At 47.7% G+C, this 12,927-nt stretch carries 8 protein-coding genes; 6 read left to right on the top strand and 2 right to left on the bottom strand.

What is annotated here, in order from left to right; all coding sequences use genetic code 11:
* Nucleotides 1-82: 82 nt before the first annotated feature.
* The 3 genes from smc to ligA are packed head-to-tail and all read left to right on the top strand — an operon-like array spanning nucleotide 83 to nucleotide 6,679.
* Nucleotides 83-3,604, top strand: a complete 3,522-nt coding sequence (gene smc / locus AOC06_RS02955) for a chromosome segregation protein SMC (RefSeq protein WP_215381110.1) — start codon at nucleotides 83-85, stop codon at nucleotides 3,602-3,604.
* Nucleotides 3,605-4,654 (top strand): cell division protein ZipA C-terminal FtsZ-binding domain-containing protein, encoded by a 1,050-nt coding sequence (locus AOC06_RS02960; protein ID WP_255880014.1) that lies wholly within the window; start codon nucleotides 3,605-3,607, stop codon nucleotides 4,652-4,654.
* Nucleotides 4,655-4,681: 27 nt separating this feature from the next.
* On the top strand, nucleotides 4,682-6,679 hold the full coding sequence (gene ligA / locus AOC06_RS02965; protein WP_215381112.1) for an NAD-dependent DNA ligase LigA: 1,998 nt from the start codon (nucleotides 4,682-4,684) through the stop codon (nucleotides 6,677-6,679).
* A gap of 2 nt (nucleotides 6,680-6,681) precedes the next feature.
* Here the strand turns inward: ligA and AOC06_RS02970 are convergent, their stop codons facing one another.
* A complete protein-coding gene (locus tag AOC06_RS02970; RefSeq protein ID WP_215381114.1) occupies nucleotides 6,682-9,276 on the bottom strand; it encodes a [protein-PII] uridylyltransferase in 2,595 nt (864 codons plus the stop codon).
* Between the two features lie 18 nt (nucleotides 9,277-9,294).
* Nucleotides 9,295-10,131: a type I methionyl aminopeptidase gene (gene map / locus AOC06_RS02975; protein WP_215381739.1), complete on the bottom strand. Its 837-nt coding sequence runs from the start codon at nucleotides 10,129-10,131 to the stop codon at nucleotides 9,295-9,297.
* 260 nt (nucleotides 10,132-10,391) lie between these two features.
* Between map and rpsB the strand changes: the two genes are divergently transcribed.
* The 3 genes from rpsB (at nucleotide 10,392) to pyrH (ending at nucleotide 12,919) form a co-directional block, all read left to right on the top strand.
* Complete coding sequence (gene rpsB, locus AOC06_RS02980) at nucleotides 10,392-11,141, top strand: 30S ribosomal protein S2 (RefSeq protein WP_215335414.1); 750 nt, start codon at nucleotides 10,392-10,394, stop codon at nucleotides 11,139-11,141.
* Nucleotides 11,141-12,022, top strand: a complete 882-nt coding sequence (gene tsf / locus AOC06_RS02985) for a translation elongation factor Ts (protein ID WP_215352726.1) — start codon at nucleotides 11,141-11,143, stop codon at nucleotides 12,020-12,022. The genes rpsB and tsf overlap by 1 nt, the downstream gene beginning before the upstream one ends.
* A 186-nt stretch (nucleotides 12,023-12,208) precedes the next feature.
* Nucleotides 12,209-12,919 (top strand): UMP kinase, encoded by a 711-nt coding sequence (gene pyrH / locus AOC06_RS02990; protein WP_215335416.1) that lies wholly within the window; start codon nucleotides 12,209-12,211, stop codon nucleotides 12,917-12,919.
* Nucleotides 12,920-12,927 lie beyond the last annotated feature (8 nt).

Here is a 12,927-nt window from a genome sequence, read left to right on the forward strand (position 1 = left end):
ACCAAGCTTGCTATCATCATCCCACTTTAGCTGTAAATTTTGACCCCTTATTTAAACCCCTTTTTATCCCGTAAAGTACGCCGTGCATCTGAAATCCATCAAACTTTCTGGCTTTAAGTCATTCGTAGACCCAACCCATTTTGAAATGCCGGGACAGTTAATTGGGGTGGTTGGCCCAAATGGTTGCGGAAAGTCCAACATTATTGATGCGGTTCGTTGGGTTTTAGGTGAGTCTCGTGCGAGTGAACTGCGTGGCGAATCGATGCAGGACGTTATTTTTAATGGCTCAGGTTTACGCAAGCCTGCCGGTCGTGCCAGCGTGGAGCTGATTTTTGATAATTCAGATGGACGCGCACAAGGTCAGTGGGGGGCATTTACTGAGTTATCTGTCAAACGTGTTTTGACGCGCGATGGCAACTCGAGTTACTACATCAACAATCAAGTAGTGCGTCGTAAAGACATTCAAGATATTTTCTTGGGAACCGGTATGGGTCCAAGAGGGTACGCCATTATTGGTCAAGGCACGATCAACCGCATTCTAGAATCCAAGCCTGAAGAGTTGAGAGTCTTCTTAGAGGAGGCCGCGGGAGTTTCGAAATACAAAGAGCGCCGCAAAGAAACTGCATCCCGACTGGAAGACACTAAAGAGAACCTTACTCGGGTTGAAGATATTCTGCGCGAACTCGATCAGCAACTCACCCGCCTTGAGAAGCAAGCGACTGTAGCCGAACGTCATGCCCAGTTATCGGGAGAAATGAAATCACAGCAGCAGCTGTTGTGGTTTGTGCGCCAAACTGAAGCTGGTAAAGAGCAGGAGCGTCATGCTAATGCGATTCGGGATACTCAAGTCAGCCTAGAAGAGCAGACTGCTAAGTTGAGACATGCAGAGACCCAGCTGGAAGTGATGCGCACTGAGCAATACGTATTGCAAGATAAGGTTTCTCAAGCGCAGGGCGATCTTTACCAAACCAATTCAGATATCGCTCAAGTAGAGTCACAAATTCGATATGTGCAAGAGGGTCGTCAACGTCTTGCACAACAAATTCAGGATTTGCAGTCGCAACTTCAGCGTTGGACCGTACAAGAAACGGATGCCGCACAAGCCCAACGTACCGCTGAACATGAACTCGCTGCTGCTACAGAAAAAGAACAGGCTTTAGTATCCGATTTAAATGGCCTGCAAACTCAGTTACCCGGGCACGAAGAGTCTTATCAATCAGCAGTGCAAGCGCTGAATGTTGCCAGAGACAGTTTGGCAGCAATGGAGCAGCGCTTAGCAAGTTTGGGTGAGCGCACGAAGGCATTGCTAGCAAAACAAGCAGAATTGCAGAATCGTACAAGTCGACTGCATGCCGAGCTGGATGGGATGCGCAAGCCCGACCCTGAAGCTCTGCAGATGGCTTTGGATCGTCAAGTGATGGCTCAGCGTAAGGTGGAAGAGTCTAAGCAACGCGCTTTAGAAACCCAGCAACGCGTACCTGCAGCCGATGAAGCGCGTAACGCCGCGCAACTGCAAATTCAGACGGCTAATCAAGACCTCGCTCAGACTGAGGCTAAGCTCACTGCATTGACAGCCTTGCAAGCCAGCGTGCAGGCACAGGGCAAAATTGGACCTTGGCTTGAAAGCAAGGGCCTAAAAGAAAGTAAACGCCTCTGGCAAGAGCTGAAGGTTGAGTCAGGCTGGGAAACCGCCTTAGAGTCCGTATTGCGTGAACGTCTTGCAGCAGTGACTGCTAAGAGTGTGCAGGAGACGCTGGCATTAGCAAATGATGCGCCACCAAGTCGCCTCGCAATCTTATTAACTGAAGAGATTGCACCAGCTGCATCTCCAGTTCCAACTGATTTCATTGCCTTGGTTTCTCGAGTGCAAAGCGCAGGGGCGCCTCGTTTATCCACTGTTTTACAAGAATGGCTAGACAAGATTTATATCGCCGATAGTCTTGAGGACGCATTACGTCGCCGTGAAAAACTCCCAGCGGGTGGGGCATTGGTAACGCAACAAGGCCACTTAGTCAGTCGCGTCGGTGTTCAGTTATATGCAGCAGATTCTGAGCAGGCTGGTATGTTGGCTCGCGCTCAAGAGATGGAAGGTCTTGAGAAACAACTACGTGCTCAAAAATTGATCCAGAGCGAACTCCAGGGTGAGATGGATCAGTGTATTGCAAATTATCAAGCAGCACATCAGGCAGCTGAACAAGCTCGCCTCAATGCCGAACATGCAGTCAATGAGGCTCATGGCTTTGAAGTGGAGAGAATGCAACTGACTCAAGCTGAAGAGCAATACAGTCAAAGAGCTGCACAGATTCAGAATGATTTAGGTGAGTTGGCCAAGCAGCTTGAGCAACTCACGGCCGAGCAAAATCAGTCGACTCAAGAGTTGCAGGCTGCTGAAAGCGCCAAGCAAGATCTGCAACACAAGCTATCTGAAGCGAATCAACAATTAGAGATTGCAAGTCAGCAGCGTGATCAACTCCGTGAAGCTTTACGTGCTTCTGAGATGTCAGCCCAAGAGGCTGCTTTTGCAACACGCTCTCTCCAGCAGCGGATTGCAGACTTACAGCGCGATCAAAGTACTGCGCGTACCCAGATCATGGAGATTCAAGATAAGAATGCTTTAGCAGAGGATGAGCTTAAGAGCTTGAGTGATGAAGCTGCTCAGGAACAATTACAAGGTCTATTGCTCACGCGTAGTGAAAGAGAAGCTTTGTTGGCTGCGGCAAGAACGGAGCAGGATGCTTTGTTACATACACTGCGCGAAGCAGATGAAGACCGCTTACAGATTGAGCGCACCCTACAGCCAATGCGCGACAAGGTGGTGGATCTGCAGTTACGAGAGCAAGCAGCTCGTCTGAACTTCGAGCAGTTTGCCACCTTATTATCAGACGCTGAAGCGGACTTAATTGCGCTCGAAACCAGTTTTAGTCCAGACCTCAAGGTTGGAGCCCTCCAAACCGAGGTGAATCGCTTAAATACCGAGATTCAGTCGCTGGGCCCAGTCAACATGGCAGCCTTAGATGAGTTAGCAAGCTCTCGCGAGCGTAAATCATTCTTAGATGCGCAGTCAGCAGACTTGAATGAAGCAATGCAAACCTTGACTGATGCGATTGCCAAGATTGATGCTGAAACACGTGATTTATTGCAAGGCACCTTTGATGAGGTGAATAAGCATTTTGGCAGATTGTTCCCAGAGCTATTTGGTGGTGGTCACGCCGAGTTGGTCATGACTGGCGAAGAAATCTTAGATGCTGGTGTTCAGGTTATGGCTCAGCCGCCTGGTAAAAAGAACAGCACGATCTATTTATTGTCTGGCGGAGAAAAAGCCCTTACTGCAATCGCTTTGGTTTTCTCTCTTTTCTTACTCAACCCAGCCCCATTCTGCTTACTCGATGAGGTTGATGCACCCTTAGATGATGCGAATACCTTGCGCTATGCTGAAATGGTTGCCAGAATGGCAGATAAGACACAGTTTGTCTTTATTTCACATAACAAGATCACCATGGAAATTGCCCATCAACTGATTGGTGTCACGATGCAAGAGCAGGGTGTATCCCGCATTGTTGCGGTCGATATCTCTTCTGCGGTGTCGATGGTAGAGGCGGCCTAAGTGTTCCTAGAGCAGATCATGACAAGCTTGGGTTTGTCAGACTTGCAGTTTGCTTTAGCAGTTATTGGTCTAGGTATTTTGATCCTGGTTGCATTGCTCAATTTGCGATATGCGCACCTCCGTAAAAAAGCAAAAACTAAGCATGCGCTAGAAAAACGTTTTGCCCCTGGATTTGCAGATCCCAACTCTACTCCGGTTGAGCTTGAACAAGAGCAGATTCAAGCCCCAACCATGCCAAGCCCGGAGGTGGCATCAATCGATCCGAGAATTGACTGTGTCATCTCATTGCGTTTTGATGAACCCATTAGCGGCCAAGAAATTCTGAAAGAAATGGATGACTGGCAAAATATTCCAGGTCCAGCAGGGGCTCAATGGATGTGTGAGGGCCTAAATGCGAATGCACATGAGATGGAAACTTGGGAGCCTCTTCAGAGCGAGGCAATGTACTCTGAATTGCAACTAGCGATTCAGCTAGCGAGTCGGCGGGGCCCGATTGGCGTCTTGGAACTATCGGATTTCTGTTCGCACGTCCAACTACTTGCCGAAACCTTGGGTTCCCAAATTGATATGCCAACTGTTAGCACGATGCTAGAGAGTGCCGCAGAGCTTGATCGAATGGCGGCGGAGAGTGATATTCAGCTCAGCATTAATGTGGCATTTGATGAGCCCTGCTCTTGGAAAGATTTGGCGATTATTTTGCGTCAAAGAGGCTTTCAATTAAGTCGTAACGGACGATCCTATGAATTTGGCGGGCCTGAAGCCCTATTGTTTAAAAGTGCCGAGCTCGTTCCCAATGAATCAGTGAAGCAATTTACTTTATTGTTGGAGTTTCCATTGGTACCAGAGGCCTCGCGCGCATTTGAAAGAATGTTGGCCGAAGGTGTCGCCATCGCTCAAACTGCGCATGGTCGTCTAGTTGACGATAGTGGTATGAATTTGAGTGAAGCAGCAGTAGTGAGTATTCGTCAGCATTTAGATGTTCTCTATATCAAGTTGGATCAGAGTGGCATCCCTGCTGGCTCATCCACTGCTGTTAGATTATTTAGTTAAGGAAGCGCTTTGTCGTCTAATCATCCGATGAATCTTGCGGATCGTTACGCCTTTTTGCAAAAAGAGCTTGCTCGTCTAGAGCACGCCTACTATGTTCTTGATGCCCCGCTACTACCCGATAGTGAATACGATCGCCTCTATCGAGAATTATTGGAGATAGAGGCAGCCCATCCTGAGTGGATCACTTCAGAGTCACTGTCCCAGCGGGTTGGTGGGGATGCCCTCAAAGAATTTGATACAGTAGAGCATGTTGTGCCAATGCTTTCTCTCAATAATGCCTTTGAGGATGCCGAATTAATTGCGTTTGATCGCCGCTGTAGAGAAGGTTTGGACGTTAAACAGGTCAACTATGCGGGTGAGTTAAAGTTTGATGGCCTGGCGATCTCTCTGCGTTATGAAAATGGCTCCTTAGTCCGAGCAGCAACTCGAGGCGATGGTGCAAGCGGAGAAGATGTTACAGCGAATATCAAAACAGTCCGCGCCATTCCTCTGCGGCTACTGGGTAAAAATATTCCAGCTGTTTTGGAGGTCCGTGGCGAAGTTTTCATGTATCTGGATGATTTCCAAAAAATGAATCAACAGGCCGCCACTCAGGGTGAAAAAGAATTTGCTAATCCGCGTAATGCTGCTGCCGGTAGCTTAAGGCAGTTGGATTCGAAGATCACCGCAAAACGTCCACTATCTTTCTTCGCTTATGGCCTAGGCGCCTTAGAGCCCCAAGGATGGCTTCCCGCCACTCATGAAGAGTTACTCAATCGCTATGCAGATTTAGGTTTGCCGGTATGTGCAGAGCGAAAAGTATTGACCTCGGTAGAGGAGATGCTGAGTTTCTATCATGCGATAGAAGCCAAGCGCGATACTTTGCCCTACGATATTGATGGCATCGTTTACAAGGTCAATTCCTTTGCTGAACAAAATACCTTAGGTTTTGTATCTAGAGCTCCCCGTTTTGCTCTAGCGCATAAATTTCCTGCTCAAGAGGCTTTGACTACCGTCTTAGGTATTGATGTTCAGGTGGGCCGCACTGGCGCCATTACACCCGTTGCTCGATTGGCTCCAGTAGTAGTGGGGGGTGTCACAGTCACCAATGCAACCTTGCACAATGAAGATGAAGTTAGGCGCAAGGACGTACGCATCGGCGATACCGTCACCGTACGTCGTGCTGGTGATGTGATTCCAGAGGTAGTCTCAGTCATTCAGGAGCGGCGTCCTACAGATGCCACGCAGTTCGTCATGCCTACCCGTTGTCCAGTATGTGATTCTCATATTGAGCGCTTAGCAGATGAAGCAGTAGCACGTTGTAGCGGGGGTTTATTTTGTGGAGCGCAGCGTAAACAGGCTCTCATCCATTTTGCCCATAGAAGGGCGCTCGATATTGAAGGTCTCGGTGAGAAGATTGTTGATCAGTTGGTTGATCAGAACTTAGTGAGAACTCCTGCAGACCTTTATCGCTTAGGTTTTTCTGCTCTAGCCAATTTAGAGCGGATGGGTGAGAAGTCCGCTGACAATCTCATTCAAGCGATTCATCAATCACGCCATACGACCTTGGCCAGATTTATCTTTGCTTTGGGCATTCGCCATGTAGGTGAGACGACTGCAAAAGACCTTGCTAATCACTACCAGTCGATGCACGCTCTGATGGATGCTAGTTTGGAAGATCTGCTGACGGTGAAAGATGTTGGGCCTGTAGTAGCAGATTCCATTACAAGTTTTATGGCAGAAGCCCATAATCGAGAAGTAATCGAGCAGCTTCTAGCATCAGGCATGCAACTCTCCGTTGAGAAGAAGGTGATCAGCGCTGCAGTAGTAGGAAAAACGTTTGTGCTTACTGGAACTTTTCCAAGCCTGAGTCGCGATCAAGCTAAAGACCTTTTGGAGAAGGCGGGCGCGAAGGTCGCTGGATCGGTCTCCAAAAAAACAGATTATGTTGTCGCAGGTACAGACGCTGGTAGCAAGCTAAGCAAAGCAGAAGAGTTGGGCATTACAGTGATTGACGAGCAGGCCATGCTCGAATTGCTGGGTTAAAACTAGGTACCCAGCACCTCTAATAATTCAGTTTCTAACTGAATTTGTAATTTCGGATTCTTACTCAAGTTCACAGCATCAAGCAGTAAAACGTCCTCTACTCTTTCGCCTAAGGTATTAATTCGAGCGGTATGAAGAGAAACCTGGTGTTTAGCAAGCACTCGTGAGATGGCATAGAGCAAGCCTGTCCGATCGCTTGCTGATAGTGAAAGTGCGAAGTATTGACCGCGCTCATCAGGCATAACGCGGACCCGAGGCTGAATCGGGAAGCTGCGGGATTGTCTCGACAGACGACCCATGCTGGGGTGGGGTAAGGACTCAGTGCTTTGTAGCGCTAGCGTAAGTTCATATTCAACTAATTGAATCAGATCCCGATAGCTACCACCTTCGCTGACTAAATTACTGCCAGAAATTTGGAAAGTATCTAGCGCATATCCATTGCGAGTGGTATGAATGCGGGCATCCCAAATCGAGAATCCATGTCTTTCAAAGTAAGCGCAGATACGAGCAAATAGGTCTTCCTGGTCTTTGGTATAGACCGCAACTTGTAAACCATCGCCGATGGGAGAGAGTCTGGCTCGCACAATGGGGTCTGGACTATCTACCTTGGTGAATAGTAGGCGTGTCAGCCAAGCAATATCTGCAGCATCTTGTCTAAGAAAGAAAGGGACATCGAGTTGTTTCCAGAAATGATCGTAAGAGGCATCTTCCAGGCCGTATAAACGGAGTTTGGCACGAGATTCTTCTTGATGTTGCGCCAACTCCGATGATGCGTCTGACTTCGAGCCACCGAGCACTCGCAGGGTGGCGCGGTAAAGATCTTCCAGCAATTTACCTTTCCAGGCATTCCATACTTTTGGGCTGGTGCCACGAACATCAGCAACTGTCAACAAATACAGCGCAGTTAAATGACGTTCATCGCCGACATGTTGGGCGAAAGCATTGACGACATCTGGATCGGTAATGTCTTTCTTTTGCGCGACTTGACTCATATTGAGATGCTCAGCAACCAACCATACGAGCAACTCTGTATCGGTCTTATCGAGCCCATGCTCTTTAGCAAATTTGCGCATATCTGCTTTGCCAAGTTGAGAGTGATCACCACCGCGACCTTTAGCAATGTCATGGAAAAGGGCCGCGATGACAAGTAACCAAGGTTTATCAAAATGGGCAATCAGGCTGCTGCAGAAAGGAAACTCGTGAGCATGCTCTACAACCATAAAACGGCGCACATTACGTAAGACCATCAAGATATGCTGATCAACGGTATACACATGAAAGAGGTCATGCTGCATTTGGCCAACGATTCTGCGAAATGCTGGTAGGTAGCGACCCAGCACACTTGTTCGATTCATTAACTGAAAAGCGCGACTGACGCCTTCTGCTTGCTTAACAATCTCAATAAAGATCTGTCGATTGAGGGGGTCGTTACGCCACTTCTGGTCCATTAATTGGCGGGCGTTATAGAGGGCTCTGAAGATCGTGGCAGATAAACCCTTGACGCTGGGAGTCTGCGCAAAAACCAAAAAGGTGCGCAAAATCTGTTCTGGGTGCTTTTCATATAAGAGCGGATCCACAATATCTAAAAGGCCTTGTCGCTCAATAAAGTGCTGATTCTCTTCACCAATAATGGCGTGGGTCGTCTTAGATTCTTGTGGAAACAGTAAGGCCTCAATATTTTGCAGCAAGATATCATTCAGCTGCGTGACCGCTTTAGCTGCCCAATAATATTGGCGCATGATTGCTTCGCTACCTAAGCGGGCAGATTCCTCATGCAATCCCATTGCATCCGCCAAGGGATTTTGTAAATCAAAAGCCAAAACATCTTGCCTGCGACCAGCAAGCAAATGCAAATTAGCGCGTAAGGTTTCTAGAAACTTTTGATTCCGATTCAGTTCAGTCAGTTCCCGCTTGGTGATGAGTCCCTGGGTATTGAGATCCTTGAAGGTCTTTCCAAGTTGAGCCGCCTTACTGACCCAAGAGATGACTTGCAAGTCTCTGAGGCCGCCTGGGCTCTCTTTGCAGTTAGGCTCAAGGGAATAGGGGGTATCTTGATATTTATGGTGGCGTTGGATTTGCTCTGCAAGCTTGGCTTGAAAAAACGTTTTAGGGTCTAAGGCTTTCTCAAACGCAATCGTAAACTCTTTAAAGAGTCCTTTTTGCCCATCTATGAAGCGTGCTTCTAATAGTGAGGTGCGCACTGTAATATCTCGCTCAGCTTCGCTGACGCACTCACTCACAGTTCTCACTGAAGAGCCAATCTCTAGACCGGTATCCCAGCAAGAGGCCACAAACTTTTCTACTTTTCTGGAGAGATTCTCCGGAATCGGATCCTGATTGCCGGGTAGCAAAATTAAGATATCAATATCAGAGTAAGGGAAGAGTGTGCCTCTACCAAATCCGCCAACAGCAACGAGCGCAGCTTCTTTCTCTAGATTGCTTTCTTTCCAGAGCTGAATGAGTAGTTGGTCACTCAATTTGCATAGCTGCTTAGTCAGCTTATGAATCTGTTGATCATTTTTAAATTGGTCAAAAGCATGATCTCGCGCACTACGAAAGCTAGCTGCATTGGAAACCAGGGCGGCAGGTGAATTCATGGCCAGCGTCTTAGAAGACTATGCGATGGCGGTTTCAGGCCTAAACACGAGACCTTTGACGCAATCGGGGGGAGGGTTACTTCCTGCTGACCAAGTGAGGACCTCTACTCCAGTTGCTGTGACTAAGAGAGTGTGCTCCCACTGGGCAGACAAACTTCGATCTTTTGTTTTAACCGTCCACTGATCAGGCATGGTCCGGATTTCGCGACGCCCAGCGTTGATCATTGGCTCAATAGTGAAAGTCATGCCTTGCTCTAATTTCTCACCAGTTCCAGGGCGACCGTAGTGCAAGATTTGGGGGTCCTGATGAAACACTTTGCCAATGCCGTGGCCACAATATTCCCTAACAACAGAGTAGCCCGCATTTTCAGCATGCGCTTGAATCACATGGCCAATGTCCCCAAGCGAGGCGCCAGGTTTTACTTGCGCAATACCAAGCCACATGCATTCAAAGGTAATTTGGGTTAAGCGTTTTGCCATGACGGAAACTTCCCCCACCATAAACATGCGGCTGGTATCGCCGTAGTAACCATCGGGGGTAATCACAGTGATATCTAAATTGACAACGTCACCAGTCTTGAGAATCTTCTCTCCTGGAATGCCATGACAAATCACATCATTGACTGAAGTGCAGATGGATGCCGGAAAGGGCGGGTAGCCAGGTGGCTGGTAATTGAGTGGAGCAGGAATCGTCTTTTGTACATCCCGCATATAGGTATGACAAATTCGATCAAGTTCAGCAGTGCTGACCCCGGCCTTGACGTGAGGAGCGACGTGGTCTAAAACTTCGCTCGCTAAACGGCCTGCTTCCCGCATGCCTTGGATATCTTTTTCTGCTGTAAATACGCTATTCATGCCTTGATTATCAACGACTTGCCTTGCTTTGGTTGGGCCAATTTGCCCAATTTTGAGGCTCAAAACCCACTCAGACATCATTGGGGGTGAGCTAAACCTTGCTAGAGGCTTGATATTTAAGCTATAATTTCGGTCTCAAGTCAGTCTGGACTCATTAAAAATAGCCCAAAGTGATCTGAAATAGCGAGTTAAGCCTTCCAGGGTGGCGCTTTTGAGCGCAGCTAGGACTTAACTTTAGAACCAACCCTTAGGAGAATTACATGTCAGTGACTATGCGTCAAATGCTGGAAGCCGGTTGCCATTTTGGCCACCAAACCCGTTTCTGGTCCCCAAAGATGGCCCCTTATATTTTCGGTCATCGCAACAAGATCCACATTATCAACTTGGAAAAAACTTTGCCAATGTTTCAGGACGCCCTGAAATTTGTCAAACAAGTTTCCGCTAATCGTGGCACCATTTTATTTGTTGGTACCAAGCGTCAATCTCGCGAAATCATTGCTGAAGAAGCAACTCGTGCAGGCATGCCCTACATCGACAGCCGTTGGTTGGGTGGCACGCTCACCAATTTCAAAACCGTTAAAGGTTCCCTCAAGCGCTTAAAAGATATGGAAGTTGCTAAAGAGGCGGGTGATTGGGAAAAGCTTTCTAAGAAAGAAGCTTTGACGAATGATCGTGATCTCGACAAGTTGCAAAAAGCTTTGGGCGGTATTAAAGATTTGAATGGCGTACCCGATGCGATTTTTGTAGTTGACGTCGGTTATCACAAGATTGCGATTACTGAAGCGAACAAACTTGGTATTCCTGTTATTGCAGTTGTGGATACCAATCACTCTCCAGAAGGAATTGATTACATCATTCCGGGTAACGATGACTCCAGCAAAGCGGTAACCTTGTATGCACGTGGTGTTGCTGATGCGATTCTCGAAGGTAGAGCAAATGCAGTTCAAGAAATTTTGATTGCCGCTAAAGAAGGCGAAGAAGAGTTTGTTGAAGAAGGGAAGGCAGACTAATGGCCGCTATTACCGCTGCAATGGTTGGCGAATTACGCGCCAAAACTGACGCACCCATGATGGAGTGCAAGAAGGCTCTGACTGAGGCTGATGGCGATATGGCTAAAGCAGAAGAGATTCTGCGTGTAAAGCTTGGTAGCAAAGCCGGTAAAGCCGCTTCCCGTGTCACTGCTGAGGGTATCGTGGCTTCATTCATCAATGGCACTACTGGCGCCTTGCTTGAAGTGAACTGCGAAACCGATTTCGTCTCTAAGAATGATGATTTCTTAGCCTTTGCTAATGCGTGCGTGAAGTTGATTGCTGAGCACAATCCTGCTGACGTCACTGCTTTATTGGCATTACCAATGAATGGTTCTACGGTTGATGAAGTACGTAGCGCCTTGATTGGCAAGATTGGCGAAAACATCATGCCACGTCGTTTCAAGCGTTTTGCTGGCAGCAATCAATTGGTTTCTTATCTCCACGGCACCCGCATTGGTGTCATGGTTGAATTTGAAGGTGATGAGACTGCTGCGAAGGATGTAGCAATGCATATTGCTGCCATGAAACCAATCGCTTTATCAATGGCTGACGTTCCTGCTGAGTCGATTGCTGTGGAGCGCAGTGTCGCTGTGCAAAAAGCCGCTGAATCAGGCAAACCACCAGAGATTGTTGAAAAGATGGTTGAAGGTTCAATTCAGAAATACCTCAAAGAGGTTTCTTTATTGAATCAGACTTTCGTGAAGAACGATAAGCAAACTGTTGAGCAAATGCTCAAAGCAGCCAACTCGACCATCAAAGGCTTTACGATGTTCGTTGTAGGTGAGGGCATTGAGAAGCGCCAAGATGACTTTGCTGCTGAAGTTGCAGCTCAGGTTGCTGCTGCCAAAGCCACTGCTTAATCTCGGTAATCAGGCTTAGCCCTATCAGGCTTAGCTGTAGTATCCAAAGGGCATGGAAACCGCGTTTCTATGCCCTTTTCTTTGATCCTTGCTAAGCCCTTTATAATCTTTCCGAGATATAAAAACACTTAAAGATCAATAAGCTAAGTTCAGTGCCGACTTAGTTAATACGGAAGATAGAAAAAAATGCCAGCCTACAAAAGAGTGCTCTTAAAACTATCTGGTGAAGCCTTGATGGGGGATGATGCCTTTGGTATCAATCCAGCGACGATTGATGCCATGGTTGGCGAAATTGCTCAAGTGGTCAATAGCGGTGTCGAGTTAGCAATCGTAATCGGTGGCGGTAACATCTTCCGCGGTGTAGCAGGCGGTGCTGCTGGTATGGATCGCGCTACTGCCGACTACATGGGCATGCTGGCTACGATGATGAATTCTTTGGCCCTACAAGATGCCTTGCGTCAAAAAGGGGTCGAGGCTCGCGTGCAATCCGCTTTGAGAATGGACCAAGTTGTTGAGCCTTACATTCGTCCGCGAGCAATTCGGGCAATGGGTGAGGGCAAAGTCGTGATTTTTGCTGCTGGTACCGGAAATCCATTCTTTACTACCGATACTGCTGCAGCATTACGAGGCGCTGAAATGGGTGTGGAAGTCATGCTCAAGGCCACTAAGGTTGACGGTATCTACAGCGCTGATCCTATGAAGGATCCTAGCGCAACTCTCTATAAAACCATTACATTTGATGAGGCACTTATCAAAAATTTACAGGTGATGGATGCTACTGCCTTTGCACTTTGCCGCGATCGCAAGTTGCCTATCAAAGTATTCTCGATTCTCAAACCAGGCGCATTGATGCGGGTGGTTCAAGGTGAGTCAGAGGGTACCTTAGTACACGTTTAACAGGAGGT

It is taken from the genome of Polynucleobacter paludilacus (assembly GCF_018687595.1).
GTDB classification, from domain to species: Bacteria; Pseudomonadota; Gammaproteobacteria; order Burkholderiales; family Burkholderiaceae; genus Polynucleobacter; species Polynucleobacter paludilacus.

What these genes read in the sequence shown, in the direction of transcription:
- rpsB (WP_215335414.1), top strand. Translation starts at nt 10,392, where the DNA reads ATGTCAGTGACTATGCGTCAAATGCTGGAAGCCGGTTGCCATTTTGGC.
- tsf (WP_215352726.1), top strand. Translation starts at nt 11,141, where the DNA reads ATGGCCGCTATTACCGCTGCAATGGTTGGCGAATTACGCGCCAAAACT.
- map (WP_215381739.1), bottom strand. Translation starts at nt 10,131, where the DNA reads ATGAATAGCGTATTTACAGCAGAAAAAGATATCCAAGGCATGCGGGAA.
- pyrH (WP_215335416.1), top strand. Translation starts at nt 12,209, where the DNA reads ATGCCAGCCTACAAAAGAGTGCTCTTAAAACTATCTGGTGAAGCCTTG.
- ligA (WP_215381112.1), top strand. Translation starts at nt 4,682, where the DNA reads ATGAATCTTGCGGATCGTTACGCCTTTTTGCAAAAAGAGCTTGCTCGT.
- AOC06_RS02970 (WP_215381114.1), bottom strand. Translation starts at nt 9,276, where the DNA reads ATGAATTCACCTGCCGCCCTGGTTTCCAATGCAGCTAGCTTTCGTAGT.